The sequence below is a fragment of the Rhizobium sp. Rhizsp82 genome (assembly GCF_047325115.1).
In the GTDB taxonomy this organism is placed as follows: Bacteria; Pseudomonadota; Alphaproteobacteria; order Rhizobiales; family Rhizobiaceae; genus Rhizobium.
Genome location: NZ_CP168570.1, coordinates 3,625,444 through 3,640,885 on the forward strand (window position 1 = coordinate 3,625,444; position 15,442 = coordinate 3,640,885).

General features: G+C 63.7%; 10 protein-coding genes. 8 read left to right on the forward strand and 2 right to left on the reverse strand.

All coding sequences use genetic code 11. The annotated features are described in order from the left end of the window. Positions 1–502 precede the first annotated feature (502 nt). The 6 genes from ACEN84_RS23080 to ACEN84_RS23105 all read left to right on the forward strand — a co-directional run bounded on the left by ACEN84_RS23080 (position 503) and on the right by ACEN84_RS23105 (position 9,825). The gene (locus ACEN84_RS23080) at positions 503–1,747 is read left to right on the forward strand and encodes a polysaccharide biosynthesis/export family protein (protein ID WP_413710035.1); all 1,245 of its coding nucleotides are present in this window, start codon (positions 503–505) and stop codon (positions 1,745–1,747) included. A gap of 20 nt (positions 1,748–1,767) precedes the next feature. Then, entirely contained in the window at positions 1,768–4,995 is a 3,228-nt protein-coding gene (locus tag ACEN84_RS23085) for a glycosyltransferase (RefSeq protein WP_413710036.1), read from the forward strand. A 4-nt stretch (positions 4,996–4,999) separates the two neighbouring features. Further along, on the forward strand, positions 5,000–6,256 hold the full coding sequence (locus tag ACEN84_RS23090; RefSeq protein WP_413710037.1) for a glycosyltransferase family 4 protein: 1,257 nt from the start codon (positions 5,000–5,002) through the stop codon (positions 6,254–6,256). A gap of 134 nt (positions 6,257–6,390) precedes the next feature. Further along, a complete protein-coding gene (locus ACEN84_RS23095; RefSeq protein ID WP_112711348.1) occupies positions 6,391–7,083 on the forward strand; it encodes a sugar transferase in 693 nt (230 codons plus the stop codon). 438 nt (positions 7,084–7,521) lie between these two features. Further along, a complete protein-coding gene (locus tag ACEN84_RS23100) occupies positions 7,522–8,976 on the forward strand; it encodes an oligosaccharide flippase family protein (RefSeq protein WP_203428238.1) in 1,455 nt (484 codons plus the stop codon). Between the two features lie 30 nt (positions 8,977–9,006). Next, positions 9,007–9,825, forward strand: a complete 819-nt coding sequence (locus tag ACEN84_RS23105; RefSeq protein ID WP_199627519.1) for a methyltransferase, TIGR04325 family — start codon at positions 9,007–9,009, stop codon at positions 9,823–9,825. 52 nt (positions 9,826–9,877) lie between these two features. Here ACEN84_RS23105 and ACEN84_RS23110 read toward each other — a convergent pair whose 3' ends face one another. Further along, the gene (locus ACEN84_RS23110; RefSeq protein WP_413710038.1) at positions 9,878–11,575 is read right to left on the reverse strand and encodes an FAD-dependent oxidoreductase; all 1,698 of its coding nucleotides are present in this window, start codon (positions 11,573–11,575) and stop codon (positions 9,878–9,880) included. Positions 11,576–11,806: 231 nt separating this feature from the next. Between ACEN84_RS23110 and ACEN84_RS23115 the strand changes: the two genes are divergently transcribed. Together ACEN84_RS23115 and ACEN84_RS23120 are read left to right on the forward strand one after the other, a co-directional pair. Beyond that, positions 11,807–12,985 (forward strand): DegT/DnrJ/EryC1/StrS family aminotransferase, encoded by a 1,179-nt coding sequence (locus ACEN84_RS23115; protein WP_413710039.1) that lies wholly within the window; start codon positions 11,807–11,809, stop codon positions 12,983–12,985. Continuing rightward, entirely contained in the window at positions 12,975–13,766 is a 792-nt protein-coding gene (locus tag ACEN84_RS23120) for a 4'-phosphopantetheinyl transferase family protein (protein ID WP_413710040.1), read from the forward strand. Before ACEN84_RS23115 ends, ACEN84_RS23120 begins: the two co-directional genes overlap by 11 nt. A 70-nt stretch (positions 13,767–13,836) precedes the next feature. On the opposite strand, the gene ACEN84_RS23125 is transcribed toward ACEN84_RS23120, so the two are convergent. Continuing rightward, a complete protein-coding gene (locus tag ACEN84_RS23125) occupies positions 13,837–15,429 on the reverse strand; it encodes a hypothetical protein (RefSeq protein ID WP_413710041.1) in 1,593 nt (530 codons plus the stop codon). Between the last annotated feature and the right edge of the window lie 13 nt (positions 15,430–15,442).

Below are 15,442 nucleotides of genomic sequence, written 5' to 3' on the forward strand. Positions count from 1 at the left end.
TGATTTCGCTCGCTGATATGGCATCCTGCTGATGGGATCGGGGACAGTAGCGAGTAGAACCAATTCCAAATGCGGCAGCTAATACTCGCGGACTACATCCCGCGACCTGGCTCCTTGCGGAAGGGCTCGCTTCGGAACACGGAGCGAGCCCGGTTTCGTTGCCACGCAAGGAGAGTGGCTGGCGCGGCCCCTGCCCGCGCCGCCTCCAAGGCTGAACCAGCCCCTCCCCATCCCGATAAGCCGAAATGATCATCACTGGTCTCATCACGCACGCCCTCATGTGCGCGAGCTACCGCATGCGGCCAAAAGGACTAACTGCACCTACCGCCTCCAGGGGATTTTACTCGTCACCGTTTCGTCTGATCATCCCTGACACTATGCCCGGCGGCCGTCCGCCAGGCCATGCGAACCGTGAGGCCGTAACATGACGATAGGCGCAAAGGGGCGCGGAACCTTATCCGCGAGGGTTGTGGGCGCCACCCTGCTACTGTGTTCCGCAGCAATGCCGGCGGCAGCGCTCGCCGGTGCTGCTTACCAGGTCCGCCCGGAAACCCACCTCAAGGTCAGCGTCGTCGAATGGGTCGCGGCAACCGGCGACTACAAGGAATGGACGGCGCTGAACGGCGAGTTCACCGTCACGCCGGCCGGCAACATCTTCATCCCGATGATCGGCCAGCTGAATGTCGAGGACAAGACAGTCGACCAGATCTCGCAGCTGATCGGCACCAACCTGAAGCGCATCACCGGCCTTGCCACCGCGCCGACCGCCTCCGTCGAAGTGGTCAAATATCCGATGATCTATGTCAGCGGCTCGGTCGAACGAGCCGGCGAATTCGAGTTTCGCCCGGGTCTCACCGTCAAGCAGGCAATGGCGCTCGCCGGCGGCAAGGAGCGCCGCAGCAGCCCGCAGGGCGAATATTCCGATGCAGAGCAGATCCGTTATGCCGGCGATCTCGGCCGCCTGGAACTGCAGCTGAAGCAGCAGATGGCCAAGCGCGCCCGCCTGATGGCCGAATTCTCCGGCAAGGACGCCATCGAATTCCCGCCGGAGATCGCCGCAGCCAGCCAGGATCCGATCATCGGCCAGATCATCCAGAGCGAGACGGCGCTGTTTACCGCCCGCGCCGATGCGTTGAACCGCGCGCTGCAATCGGCAAGCGAGCTCGAAACGCTGCTGACCAGCGAAATCAGCGTGCTCGACGAGAAGATGGCGACGCAGGACCGCCAGGTCACCATCGCCCAGGACGAACTGACCGACATTTCCAAGCTCGTCGACACCAAGATCCTGACGACCTCGCGCAAGACCTCGCTGGAGCGCACGGTCGCCGAAATGCAAGGCAGCAAGCTCGACCTCGTCGTCGCCTCGATGCAGGCCAAGCAGAAGCTCAGCGAAACCAAGCGCGATGCCGAAACCCTGAAGAGCCAACGCACGACGGAAGCCGGCCAGGAGCTGCAGGCGACCGAAGCCGATATCGAAGATACCAAGCTGAAACGCACCACGACGCTGCAGCTGCTGCAGATCGCGGGTGCATCCGTCTCCCGCTACCAGAGCCTGAAAGCCGTCGACCTGCAGCCGCTGGAATTCTGGCTGACGCGCAGCGCGGCCGACATTCCGACGACGAGCGAAGTCGCCGAAACCGAAGAACTCCAGCCCGGCGACGTTCTGGACGTTCGCTACAACGTGTCATCCAGCCTCCAGGGGACGGTCGTTTCCGCCCTCGAGCCTGAACAAAAACAAACGCCTTAGGGAGCTCAGCGAGGATAGACATGGTCATTCAAGAGATCGGCAAAATCGTTCCCGGCAACCATCATGGTTTCGATGAGGCGCAGCGCGAATATATTTCCTTCCGCGATATCTGGCGGTTCCTGAAACGCCATGCCTCCCGCCTGGCGATCTGCACCGCGATCGGCGTTGTCGCCGGCGGGCTCTATATCTTCAGCACCGAGCCGATGTTCTCGGCAACGACCCGCCTCGTCATGGACCCGGAACAGGGCCGCATCGCCTCGCAGGACGCCTTCAGCGGGACGATCATCATCGAAGCCGCCGAAATCGCCAGCCAGGTGGAAATCGTCAAGTCGGAATCGATCGCCCGCGACGTCATCGCCAAGCTGAAGCTCGATCATGATCCTGAAATCATCGGCGGCACCTCCTGGCGCGGCGCGATCACGCAGGGGATCAAGGAGATCATCCACGGCTTCCGCAAGCCCGAGGCCGCAACGGAATCGGCCACCGAGACGCCCGAGGAAGCGCTGATGCGCCGGACCATGGCGTCCTTCCTGTCGCGCGTCACCGTCACCCGCGTCGGCCAGTCCTACATTCTCGAAATCGGCTACAGCTCGACCGACCCTGAGAAGGCCGCCCGCGTCGCCAATGCGATCGCCGACGCCTATATCCGCTCCGGCCTTGCCGAGCGCGCCGCCGCCGCACAGAGCGGCGCCAAGTGGCTGGAAAGCCGCCTGATAGAGGTCGGCCGCAAGGCCCGCGAGACCGCCATGCAGGCCGAGGAATTCCGCGCCAAGAACGGCATCATGGAGATCAACGCCACCTCCTCGCTCGACCAGCAGCAGCTCTCCGAAATCAGCACCCAGGAACTCGCCGCCCGCACCCAGACGGCGGCCGAAGCCGCCAAATACGACGCCATCTCTCGTCTGAAGAGCGGCGAGGCGCCGGATACGACGGTGCAGGAAGCGGTCAACAATCCGCGCATCCAGAAGCTCCAGGAAGACCTGAGCATCTCGGTGTCGAAGCTCAACAACCTGATGAGCCGCTACGACGCCGGCAATCCCGCCGTCGTCGCCGCGCAGGACGAGGTCGCCGGTCTGAAGAAGGCGATCGACGACGAATATTCGCGCATCCAGTCGCTCTATGCGACCAATCTCGAAGTTGCCAAGGGCCGCGAGCAGCTGCTGAAGAACCAGCTGGATACGCTGACCGCCGCCGGCACCGACAAGAACCTCGCCCGCGTCGAGCTGACCGAAATGGAAAGCCAGGCGACCACCTACCGCCGGATTTATGAAACCATCCTGCAGCAGGTGACCGGCGCCATCCAGCGCCAGTCCTTCCCGATCGGCAACGCCCGTATCGTCACGGCCGCAACCGCACCGCTTTCGAAGAACTGGCCGAAGCCGAGCCTGATCATTCCGCTGACCGGCATGCTCGGCCTCGCCGGCGGCCTCGGCATGTCGCTGTTCAGCGATGGCTACCGCCGCCGCCTCAATGTCGTCGGCCGCCTGCGAAACGAGCTCGGCATCAATTCGCTTGGCACCATCCCGCTGATTTCCCGCGAGGGCGATCTTGCCGCTGCGGTCTCGCCTGTTGCGATCGACGTCGCCTATCGCCGCGTCCTCGACGCACCCTACTCGCGCTTCACCGAGGCGTTGCGCAGCATCCGCGGATCGATCGACGCCGCCTTCCGCTCCAACAACTCGACGGTGATCGGCATCACCTCGATCGCCCCGAATACCGGCAAGACCACGCTCGCCGTCAACCTTGCCCAGGTCTACAAGCATGAAGGCAGCAATGTCGTTCTCGTCGATGCCGATTTCATCAGCGCCCGGCTGAGCGCGATCGCCGCCGATAGCGGCCAGTCTTTTGGGCTCAAGGTGCTCGGCCCCGACTACGCCGCGCCGCGCAAGGGCAATCGCCCCAATGCCGAGGCCGAACCGGTAACGGATGGCGAAGGCGCGCTGTCGACCGTCATCGTCCCCGATATCCTGCGCACCGCCGGTCCGCACCAGCGTTTCGGCCACCTGATGGCGCTGCGCCAGGAAATCGAGGCGCTGCGCCGCAAGTTCAAGATCGTCATCGTCGACATGTCGCCCTTCGAGGGTTCCGCCGATACGCGCCAGATCTGCAGCTTCATGGACGGCGTGCTGCTGGTGCTCGGCAACGGCAATCCGATGACCGCCGAGCGCATCCAGAATGCACTCGCCGAATTCGCCACCAGCCGCATCAACCTGCTCGGCATCGTGACGACACAGCTCGGACCGGAAAAGACCAAGCCGGTCACCGGCCGCCACCGCTTGCTGAAGCCGGCACCGCCATCGGCGCCGAGCCGCACCGTATCGTCGGTGCCGGCGATCATCAGCCGCGCCACGACCTCGCCGCTGAAGATGACGATCGGCATCGCCAGCTCCGGCCGCCGCGACATCCTCTCGGCGATCCTGCCGCAGATCTCCAAGCAGACGCGCCAGCCCGATGAAGTCATCGTCTGCGTCACCTCGACCAGCGATATCGATCAGGTGTCGCTCGCCTCGCTTGCCTGCCCCGTCCGGATCATCATTTCCGAGCGCGGCCTCTGCCGCCAGCGCAACGAGATCGTCGCCAATGCCGACGATGCCGACGTCATCCTCTTCCTCGACGACGATTTCATCATGGTGCCGAATTATGTCGAGCGGCTGGAATCGATCTTCCAGACCAACCCCGATGTCGCCATGTGCACCGGCAAGGTCCTGGCAGACGGCATCATCGGCCCCGGCATCTCGGTTCATGACGGCCTTAAGCTCGTCAGCGATCGCGCCCGCCAGGCGTCCAACCTGCCGATGACCATCAGCCCGATCTACAATGCCTATGGCTGCAACATGGCGATCCGCATGTCGGCCGTCAGCGCCGGCCAGATCCGCTTCGACGAGAACCTGCCGGCTTACGGCTGGCTCGAGGATGTCGATTTCAGCCGCCGCATCGCCGAATATGGCGGCGTCGTCTCGGCCGATTGCCTCGAGGGCGTGCATCTCGGCGTCAAGGTCGCCCGCACCGCCGGTATGAAACTCGGCTACTCGCAGATCGCCAACCCGATCTACCTGATGCGCAAGCAGACGATGGGCACCCGCTACGGCGCCGTCCAGATCGGCCGCAATCTCGCCGCCAACGTCGCCAAGTGCCTGCGTCCGGAACCCTGGGTCGACCGCCGCGGCCGCCTGAAGGGCAACATGATCGCGCTCTTCGATCTGGTGCGCGGCAGACTTACCCCGCGGCGTATCGAGAGTATGGATTGACCGGATGCGACACCACCAGCCCGATCGCGTCGTCATCATCAACGATCGTTCAGAGCGGGTTGGCGGCGCATCCAACCTCGCCGTTCTCTCCGCCGAGCTGATCCGCGAACGCGGCATTCCGGTGACCTATTTCGCCGGCGACACCATTGGAGCGGGCATCGGCACCGCCGAGATGGTCGGCGTCGGCGGCCAGCCGCTGGTCAACCAGGGCAAGCTGACCGCAACGATCGGCGGCCTCTACAATCAGGCAGCCTATGACAGCCTGCGCACCGTCATCGCCCGCACGGATTCGCCCGGCACCATCTATCATGTCCATGGCTGGTCGAAGATCCTGTCGCCGTCGATCTTCCGCGCCCTCTGGCGCGTCCGGTCCCGCGTCGTCCTCCATGCGCACGACTATTTCCTCTCCTGCCCGAATGGCGGCTATGCCAATTACCAGAGCCACCGGGTCTGCAATCTGACGCCGATGTCGGCGCGCTGCCTGACGACGCAATGCGACAAGCGCGGCTACCACGAAAAGGTCTGGCGCTCGACGCGCCATCTGATCCGCGAGCACTTCTTCCCGACGCGCTATACGCCCGCCAATATCGTCATCGTGCACCAGCACATGCATGAATATTTCACCCGCGCCGGCATCAATGCCGAATATATCCGCACCATCCGCAATCCGGTGGAGCCTTTCCTGCAGGCGCCGCCGAGCCCGGCCGCCAACAAGCCGTTCTTCTTCATCGGAAGACTGGAGCCGGAAAAGGGTTTCGAGGATGCTGCCAAGGCGGCGCGGCTTGCCAATGTTCCGCTGCATGTCATCGGCGACGGCGCCGGGCGCGCCGTCCTGGAGCACGATTATCCCGAAGTCGTCCTGCATGGCTGGAAGAACAAGGACGAGATCGCTGCACTCGTCACCGCGGCGCGCTGCATCGTCATCTCCTCGCGCGTACCGGAGCCTTTCGGCCTCGCAGCCGTCGAGGCGGTCGCGAGCGGCATTCCGGTGATCATTCCGCAGGCAGCGCTGCTTGCCCGCGAGATCGCCGAGCTCGGCTGCGGCCTGCCCTTCGAGAACGGCAATATAGCGGCGCTGGCCGCCGCCATGACCAGGCTTGCCGGCGACGACGCCATGGTTCGCGCAATGAGCGAGAATTGCCTGCGCCAACGCAGCAGCATGGCGCATACCTCGCTCTCCTGGGCGGAAGCGCTTTTCGAGCTCTACAACGAAATCCTCGAACGCGCCCACCCCGGTCAACAAGCTGCACTTGCTGGGTAATTCGGCCCGGCAAGGCAACGATTGGACGCTCCGGCTTACCTCTATCTGACTAGCCGACTACCCTCTGGATGAATTGTAAATGGCTGGATGCGCTGGCAACCTCACGATGGGTTCAAGGGTAAATGGGGTTTGACATGTTATCTGCTTTCGACGGCTTTGCCCGCGGCGATCAGGCCACGCCGGAGACCCGCGTCGTTGCTGCCGGCTACCGGCTGAAGCGCACGCTCGACATCCTGCTTGCCGGTGGCGGCTTGCTGTTTCTCGCGCCGGCCCTGATCCTGATCGTCATCGCATTGCTCATCGTCGACGGCCGCCCGATTTCCTTCAGCCATACCCGCGTCGGCCGCTATGGCCGCCCATTCCGCTGCCTGAAATTCCGCTCCATGCGCACCGATGCCGCTGAGCGGCTGGCCGAAATCCTCGCGACCGATCCGGTGCGCCGCGCCGAGTGGCAGGAAACCCAGAAGCTGATGAACGACCCGCGTGTCCATTGGCTCGGCAAGCTTCTGCGCATGACCAGCGCCGACGAGCTGCCGCAGCTGATCAACGTGCTGCGCGGCGAGATGAGCCTTGTCGGCCCGCGCCCGATCATCGCCGAGGAAATCGAGCGCTACGGCGCCAATGCACATGTCTACCTGTCGATGACGCCGGGGCTTACCGGCATGTGGCAGGTCAACCGCCGTCAGGACACGTCATACGAGGAACGCGTCCAGTACGATCTCGACTACTATCGCACCTGTTCCTTCACCACGGATATCGGCATTCTCTGGAAGACGGTGGGTGTCGTGTTTTTCGCTCAGAACGAGAAAGAGCGGCTCACCAAATGAAAATGGCAGCGAGAACGACCCAGAAGGCGAGGCAAAAAAGCGCCAAGCCCCAACGGAGTTTGTATTTCAGAAACGACGGCCGGGTATCCGGCGCCTTGTGCCCGGAAGGATTTTCGGACAGATCATCGAAGCTGGCTGCGTTCCGCGCATATGCAGAATTTCGTGCCGCCTTTGACTCTGTGACCATGACATTGTCTCCATACCGTCTCGGCAGCCGACTCAGTACAAGCTCTCCGTCCTGCCGGAAATCGCATACCGCGCCAGCCTTGTCCAACGATTGTTTCCGCGTTGGCAGCCGCCGTAGCATGTCGTCCAAGCTTTCCCTAATAACACCGCAGCCGCCTCCTGGTTCAATTTCTGCCGAGGTTTGCTGAGATGATCGGGGAGGAAGACAGCAACAAACAGCCGGAAAAGCCCGGAAAATCAAAGCGGATCAAGATGCCCGCCTTTGTCGGCGCCGGTCTGTGGACACTGACGGCAAAGATCGTCTCGCAGGTCGCACAGCTGCTCGCCTTCCTGATCGCCGCCCGCGTTCTGGAATCGGCGCAATTCGGCTTCTATGCCTATAGTTCCGCCATCGCCATCCTTCTCGTGCTCTGTGCCGAGGGCGGCTGGGGCGAATATGTGATGAAGTCGCATTGCACCGGCGACGAGCTCGACCAGATCGGCACGATTGCCGTCATCTCCGGCCTGCTCTGCACCGGCGTCGGCTTCGCGTTGTCGATCATCCTGCATTATTGGGGCGATCCCTGGCTCGGTGTGCTGATCGCGCTCTATAGCTGCTGGTTCCTGCCCTCCTCGCTCTCGGTCGTCTATGACGGGCTGCTCGTCAATCGCGGCCAGTTGAAGCAGCAGTCGATCATCCGCATCATCGCCGAGTGTCTCGGCCTCGCCGTCACCATCGCCGGCCTGCATGTCGGCTTCCACGTCGCCTCGCTGATCGTCGGCCGCCTGGTGATGCAGACCGCATGCCTGATCGGATCGCAGATCGTCGTGCGCTGGTATCCGCGCGTCCACCTGACCCGCGCCTTCCTGTTGGAAATACTCGAGTTCTCGCGCCACATCCTGTCGAACCGCATCATCTTCTATCTGCGCTCCTATTCCGGCACGTTGGCGCTCGGCAGCTTCCTCGGCCTTGCGGAAGCCGGTTACTACCGCGCCGCCGAACGCATCGTCGGCGCCATATCGGAGCTGCTCGGCGAACCGGCGCGCATGCTTGCCTGGACCGCCTTCCGCAAGATCCGCAACCAGCAGAACGACGCGCTGCGCTTCGAGGAGCTCGGCCGGACCGCCACGCATTTCATGACGGCGCTGATGATCGTCTCGGCCCCCGTCTATATCGGCCTGGCGCTGGTCTCGCCCGCCCTCGTCGATATCGCGCTCGGCGATGCCTGGGCGCCGACGGCAGCCCTCGTCTCGATCCTCGCGATCAAGCAGGTTCTGCTGATCCCGGGCTATGTCACCGAGCCGCTGCTGTCGATCACCGGAAACATTGCCCGCATGCCGCGGCTGATGCTGCTGAACGGCGTCGTCGCCATCGGCCTGATCGTCGCCGCAGCGCCCTTCGGCGTCGAGGCCGCCGCCTTCGGCCAGTGCGTCGCGGCGCTGATCAGCCTGAAGATTTCCACGCATCTGCAGGGCCGCTACGGCGGCCTCGACTGGAAGCGCGTGTTCAGCGATTGCGGCTACGTATTCGTCGCGATCCTTGCAATGTCGGCCATCGTCTATGCCTTCGGCTATATCGGCGAAGCAACGGCGATGACCCGCATCGAGATGATCGCTTTTCAGGTGCTCTCGGGCGCCGTCACATACTTTGCAGCACTGGGGGTGATGCATCGTATCCATGGCGGCGTCGTTCCGATCTGGGAGGTGAAAGACCATCCGAAAAGCTAATGCCCATTCATCAACACCGGGGGAAAGCCGATGACGACTGTAACGCTGAAAGGCCGCACATCGACTTTGCGTGACGCAAGACGGCGTGCTGAGAAATTCGTGGTACCACTGCAGGCCCTGAGCGGGCGCCTGCGCTATTTTCTTCCCATCCCGCGCCGCTTCACCGGCGCCTATTCAAGCTATCAGGAAGCGCTTGCCGCAGCCAAAAACGGCGCCCTTGCGGGCTACGATCACGATGAGATCGCGCCCGTAGCCTTCGAGCAGATGTGCCGCCTCGCCGCCTGGGATTATCCCGTCCTCTTCTGGATGCGCGACCTCGTGCGCGAGACCGGCAGTCTCGTCGATGCCGGCGGCCACATGGGCACCAAATATCGCGCCTTCCGCTCGCATCTGCCGCTCGGCGAGGATTTCCGCTGGGTGGTCTACGACCTGCCGGCCATCGTCCGCGCCGGCCAGAAGCTCGCCGACAAGGACCAGCTGACCCGGCTCTCCTTCGTCGACAGGATGGCCGATGCCGGACCGACGCCGCTCTTCCTCGGCTCGGGCCTGATGCAGTATCTCGACGTGCCGCTCGGCAAGCTGATCGGCGAGATGCCGGAAGCGCCGAAGCATATCCTTCTGAACAAGGTCGCCCTGCGCAAGGGACCGACCGTCGTGACGCTGGAACAGATCGGCCGCGCCAGGGTGCCCTACCAGATCCGCAACGAAGCCGAATTCCTGCAGCACGTCACCGGCCTCGGATACGAGCTCGTCGACCGCTGGGCGATCCCCTCGCTCTCGACACGGATCGACACCCATCCCGAACTCGGCAGGACCGAAAGCGCCGGCTTCTACTTCCGCAAGATTTGACTGAGTAAGTGGTGAGAACTGAGCCCGCCATCGCAAGATGGCGGGTGCTTTTTTAGCTCACCTGCCGCGAGGGCTGCGAGCCCGACAGCGGACGCCGCTCTTCGGCGAGGCGCTCCTGCAGGTGGTCGGCAAGCCGCATCGACAGCGCCACCAGCATCAGCGTCGGGTTCGCATGCCCGGCCGTCGGAAAGACCGAGCTTCCGGCCACATAGACCCCCTCGACCCCATGAACCATCGAATTGCCATCGACGACGCTGGTGGCGGGATCGCTGCCCATGCGCGTCGTGCAGGAGGGGTGCGCCATGTCCATGAAGGCAGCAGCCGACGGGTCGCCGGCGGCAATCCAGTCTGCGAGTTCCGGTTCCGGCAGACCGAGGCGGCGGAACTCGGCCGACATCGTTTGCGCCAGCCTTGCGATGCTTTCGATCTCCGTCTCGCCGATCTTCCAGTTGACGCGGGCGATCGGCTTGCCGAAGCGGTCGAGCTTCTCCGACAGCGTCACCCGGCTCTCCGGATCCAACTGCTGCTCGGCCATCACGTCGAAGCGCAGCTCCGCCGAGCGATGCGGCAGGCCACGCAGCTTGACGAGGCGCTGATAGGCACCGGAGGTCAGCATGCCCGGTGAACCGAGCACCGTCATGAGATCGCTGATCGCGCGCTTGCCCCCGCCCTTCGCCAGACGCTTCAGCGCCGCCCAGGGATCGTCGGCCGCATGGATCTGCACCGGATAGGCGGCGCAATTGGTAAGCCCCTCGCGCGCCTGGATCATCGGGCTGAGCGACAGGCCGCGCAGATAGAAATGCGGCGCACCCTCATGCTTCAACCCGTAGAAATTGAAGTGCCGGGCAACGGCGTCGATATCGCTGCCCTTGCGGAATCGCATCAGCGTGGTGCGCGGATGATCGGCGAGATAGCGCCCGACCGTCCCGCGCGCATTGCCGAGACCGGCTGAGGACATCGAGTTGGAGGCGAGCAGCAGCCGGGCATTCTCGACGCCGCCGCAGCAGAGCACCACCATCTTCGTCCTGACCGTCGCCATATTGCCCTCGGGGCTGGCAACCGAGAGCGAATGATGTCCGCGCTGCTCGGCGCGGATCTCCGTCACATTGGCATTGGTGAGGAACTTCGTGCCTGATAGCGCCAGGCTGCGCGCCACATTGGCAAAGCGCATCGGCTCGCCGCGCTTCTGCCGCTCATGGCTGAACTGCCAGAAGAAATAGCGCAGCGTCCGGTCGTCGAAATTGAGCTTCTCGGGCACGGTCCTCAGCAGCGCATGCAGCCCGGCGTCATAGACGTTCGGGCCGAGATTGAGGAGCTCGGCGGCACGGTCGAGATGCGGCATCAGCTCGCTGCGCTCGAACGGCCAGCCGGAGAGCCTGAGCCAGGGCCTGAGCGCGAAATCCATCTCGTCGAAAGCCGCGCATTTGCCGACCCACGTATGGGTGCTGCCGCCGAGCATGCGGTTGCGCAGCTCGAAGGCCGGAATGTCGTTCAGCCAGGAAAGGCTGCCATTATAGCCGCGTCCCTCAGGTGCACGCCGCTCGCCGGAGGGCTCGCCGGTATTCTCGACCGCGTTCAGAACCTGCGGTCCCGGCTCGTAGGAAAGGCCGCCGCTGTCGAGCACGAGGACGTCGGCCTTGCGCGACAGTTCGCGCGCGATGGTCAGTCCCGCAGGGCCGGCGCCGATGATTGCGACATCCGCCTGCAGCAGCGTGTGGACAGGCATGGATCTGAGGTCGAGAATGCTCAAAGCCTTTTCCCCTTCAAACTCTTGCCTTCCTTGATAGCAAGACTGCAAACGCGGCTAAATCGTCCAATGAGGTCCAGCCGATTAGATCGCCTACCGACTTCGGATAGTCCGCCACCCCACACCGCCCTCACCTAAGCCGGAAGGATATGCTGAACGGCCCGACGCTCCGTTTTAAGGTTCGACGTCGCGCGGCAGGAGCGCCGCGGATTGGGAGCGCAGGAGACTTGACCAATGGCCCGTGTCGGAGTTCGTGAATGGCTGGCGCTTGCGCCGGTAATGCTGTCCGGAAAGCTTGCCCGCTACAGCGATGACACCGGAGGGCCTCTGAAGCGCTTCGAAACGGATTTCTGCGAGAAATTCGGCGTCGCCCATGCGCTGACCATGTGCAACGGCACGGCAGCGCTGATCTCGGCCGTCGCCGCCGCCGGCATCGGCCCGGGCGACGAAGTGCTGGTTCCCGCCTATACCTGGATCGCCACGGCAGCCGCACCGCTCGCCGCCGGCGCCGTTCCCGTGCTCGTCGATATCGACCACACGCTGACGATGGATCCGGCCGATATCCTGCGCAAGATCACCCCGCGCACCAAGGCGATCATCCCGGTGCACATGTCGAACATGGTCTGCGACATGGATGCCATCATGCGCATCGCCAAGGAGCATAACCTCATCGTCATCGAGGATGCCTGCCAGGCCGTCGGCCTGACCTACAAGGGCAAGCGCACCGGCTCCTTCGGCCATGCCTCGGCCTATAGTTTCAACCAGTTCAAGAACATCAACATCGGCGAAGGCGGGGCGCTGGCGACCGGCGACCACACGCTCTTTGCCCGCGCCCGCATGTTCCACGATATCGGCGCGCTCTTCCGCGGCCATCTCGAATTCATCAAGGAACCGCCGATCCTCGGCGTCAACTTCAAGGCCAACCAGATCCAAGGCGCGATGCTGAACGTCCAGCTGAGCAAGCTCGACCCGATGATCGCCAAGATGCGCCGCCGCTACGACGTGATGGCCGAGATCCTCTCGCATAGCGACGTCATGCGCGTCGGCCCGCATAATGACATCGCCGCCGCCGCCGGCCTGCATGTGATCTTCGACACCGAGGACGATGCCAAGCGCTTCGCCGCCGAGCACAAGCGCGGCGTCTACCGCCTCTACGATTCCAGCCGCCACGTCTTCACCAACTGGCAGCCGATCCTGCAGAAGCGCACCGCCCACCCGGCCATGAACCCTTATAACTGGGCCGACAAGGCCGTCGATTACGGCGGCGACACCTGCACCCAGTCGCTGGATATCCTGCGGCGCACCTGCCGCATCAGCCTCGGCGAAAACTATCCGCTGATGCTGATGGCGCATCTTGCCAAGCGCATGGTGCAGCAGCGCCCGGCCGGCGGACAGCTCGCCTATGCGACCTGACGCGGGCGGCAGCGACGGTATCATCGACCTCTGGCTGTTCGATATCGAGCCGCCGCTGCATCAGCTGCGAAGCCTTGAACCGCATCTCGGCGAAGACGAGCGGGCGCGAGCCGCCAGCTTCGTCTTCGATGCCGACCGCAACCGCTACATTGCCGGCCGCGGCCGCCTGCGGCAGATCCTCGCAAGCTATCTCGGCATCGCCCCCGGCCATGTCCGCTTCACCTATAACGGCTACGGCAAGCCGTCGCTCGACGATGCCCATGCCACGGACCTTCAGTTCAACCTCAGTCACAGCGCCGGCCTGGCGCTGCTGGCGGTTTCGGACCGCTATACGATCGGGGCGGATATCGAACGGGTGGCGCCGCTGAAGGAAGATGTCGCCGGCTATTTCTTCTCGGATGCAGAACGCCGCGACCTCTCGATCCTCCCGCAAGCCGAATATCTCGACGGCTTCTTCCGCTGCTGGACGCGCAAGGAGGCTTTCGTCAAGGCGCATGGCGAAGGGCTCTCCCTGCCGCTGCAATCCTTCGACGTCTCGATCGGAACGGAACCCGCCCCTCTCCTCAAGCGGCTGGCCTCAGATCCCTCAGGTCCGGAGAACTGGAAACTCTTCAACCTGGCGCCGGCGGTAGGCTTTGCCGCCGCACTCGCGGTTCTTGCGGGCGGCGGCTCGCCGGAGCTGCGCTGGCGCAGCCTCGACGAGCTCTGGGGCCAATCGGCATTCGGTTCAGGCCGTGCCGAAAATGGTGGTTTTTCCACGACCCGGAGCGCAGCGTACTAAAGGTACGTGAGCACCGGAAGCGTGGAAAAGCGCCATTTGCAGGCCGGTATGGACTGAAGGGCGATTGGCCCTACGCCGTCAGCCGCGCATCCAGTATGTAGCGCCCGCCAGCCTCATCGAAATGATGGCAGCCATGCAGCCCGGTCTTGAAATCGGGCGTGATGACGCGCACGCAACGCTCGCGATAGGCCTCCGGGCTCAGCTCGTCGATCTCCATGATGTTGAGACCATAGCCGTAGATGCCGTTGGTATTGCGCTGCGAGGGCCGGTAGAGATGACCGTCGCGCTCGAACATCCGTCCGCCATTGCGCGCCGCGACACTGCCGAGCACGACGGGATTGTGCCGGTGCGGCTTCAGCCCCTTCAGATCCGGGCCGTCGACCTCGTAGATATAAAGCTCGCTGCAGTGATCCTCATAGGCGTGATAGTCGGAGAGATTGCTGAACAGCCACCACTTGCCGCCATGCCGGACGAGCATGTTGTCGGCCGCGGATCGTCCTTCCAGCGCCGTCGAGTAAAGCTCCCATTTCAGCGGAAACTCGACGCAGCGCCAGATTTCGACACGCTTGGTCGCATGCGTCTCCGGCATCATGAAGATCTCGTCACCATCCCGGAAGACATAGGGATAGGAGAGATGATGCTCGCAATTCAGCGCGATACCAACGGGCACCAGCCGGTCGTCCTCGAAGCGGCCGACGGAGATATGCGCCTTGTGCCCTCCGGTCGAATAGGACTCGTAGAACAGGTAGCAGTTGCCCTCGTGCTCGAAGAGGAACGGATCGGCCTTGATGTCGTCCTTGGTCGGCGGCACCTCGATCGATTGCGACGGATCGAAGTCGTCGATCTTGCCGTGACCGGTATAGAGCGTCCAGACGGCAGCGCGCAGATGCATGCGCCGCCCGGCGGCCGCAGCGGCACGCTCGAAGAGATGCAGGCCGAGTGCCGCGCCATAGCGCATGACGGTGGAGAGCTTCGGCGGCGGCGCCGGATTGCGCAGGCGGCCGGGCACTGTCGCAAGCTCGCCCGCCGCCGCCTTGCGCAGCTCGCGCAGCAGCAGCGTCACCGCCCGCTCCTTGATGAAGGCGGTGTTGCGGGCGGCTGAAATCTTGATGTTGAAACTGCAGGCGGCGATCGTCACCTTGCCGGCAGCGCCTCGATCGGCCGAAAGCACCAGCTCGGTCGCCGGCGCCTTGGTCAGCAGATCTCGGTAGCCGAACCAGCTGCCATCGGCCGAGCACTCGTCCAGGAAATTGAACGACCAGACACCGAGCGGCAGAAGGTTCGACACCGATGCTGGCAGGCTGGCGGGCGTCATCCGCACGATCAGGTCGAGGCCGAGCTCCGACGCCAGTCTCGATACATAATTGCCCCGCGCCGCCTCGTCGGCCATCGCGTGCATCACGTCGAAGCGCTGGTCCTGCGCCTGGAAGGTGCCGGGCAGGTATTTCGGCTGACGGGCAAGCAGGCGGTTCTCGATCTGCCATTGCAGCCGGAACAGCCTGGAGGCCCGCGCCTCGCCCTCCGGACGGTCATGGACGATGACCGTTTCCAGCACGAAGCGCTTGTCGGCCTTGATCCGGTCGAGGATGGCCAGCTGCCAGTTTTCCAGCGCATCCTTGGTTCCGGCCAGAACGCCGATCATCAGCGGTCTGTCTTGTTCCATGTCGTCGCTCCGT

Excerpts from the sequence above, each read along its gene's own strand:
- ACEN84_RS23105 (WP_199627519.1), top strand. The coding sequence starts at position 9,007 with ATGACGACTGTAACGCTGAAAGGCCGCACATCGACTTTGCGTGACGCA.
- ACEN84_RS23080 (WP_413710035.1), top strand. The coding sequence starts at position 503 with ATGCCGGCGGCAGCGCTCGCCGGTGCTGCTTACCAGGTCCGCCCGGAA.
- ACEN84_RS23090 (WP_413710037.1), top strand. The coding sequence starts at position 5,000 with ATGCGACACCACCAGCCCGATCGCGTCGTCATCATCAACGATCGTTCA.
- ACEN84_RS23125 (WP_413710041.1), bottom strand. The coding sequence starts at position 15,429 with ATGGAACAAGACAGACCGCTGATGATCGGCGTTCTGGCCGGAACCAAG.
- ACEN84_RS23095 (WP_112711348.1), top strand. The coding sequence starts at position 6,391 with ATGTTATCTGCTTTCGACGGCTTTGCCCGCGGCGATCAGGCCACGCCG.
- ACEN84_RS23085 (WP_413710036.1), top strand. The coding sequence starts at position 1,768 with ATGGTCATTCAAGAGATCGGCAAAATCGTTCCCGGCAACCATCATGGT.
- ACEN84_RS23100 (WP_203428238.1), top strand. The coding sequence starts at position 7,522 with ATGCCCGCCTTTGTCGGCGCCGGTCTGTGGACACTGACGGCAAAGATC.
- ACEN84_RS23120 (WP_413710040.1), top strand. The coding sequence starts at position 12,975 with ATGCGACCTGACGCGGGCGGCAGCGACGGTATCATCGACCTCTGGCTG.
- ACEN84_RS23115 (WP_413710039.1), top strand. The coding sequence starts at position 11,807 with ATGGCCCGTGTCGGAGTTCGTGAATGGCTGGCGCTTGCGCCGGTAATG.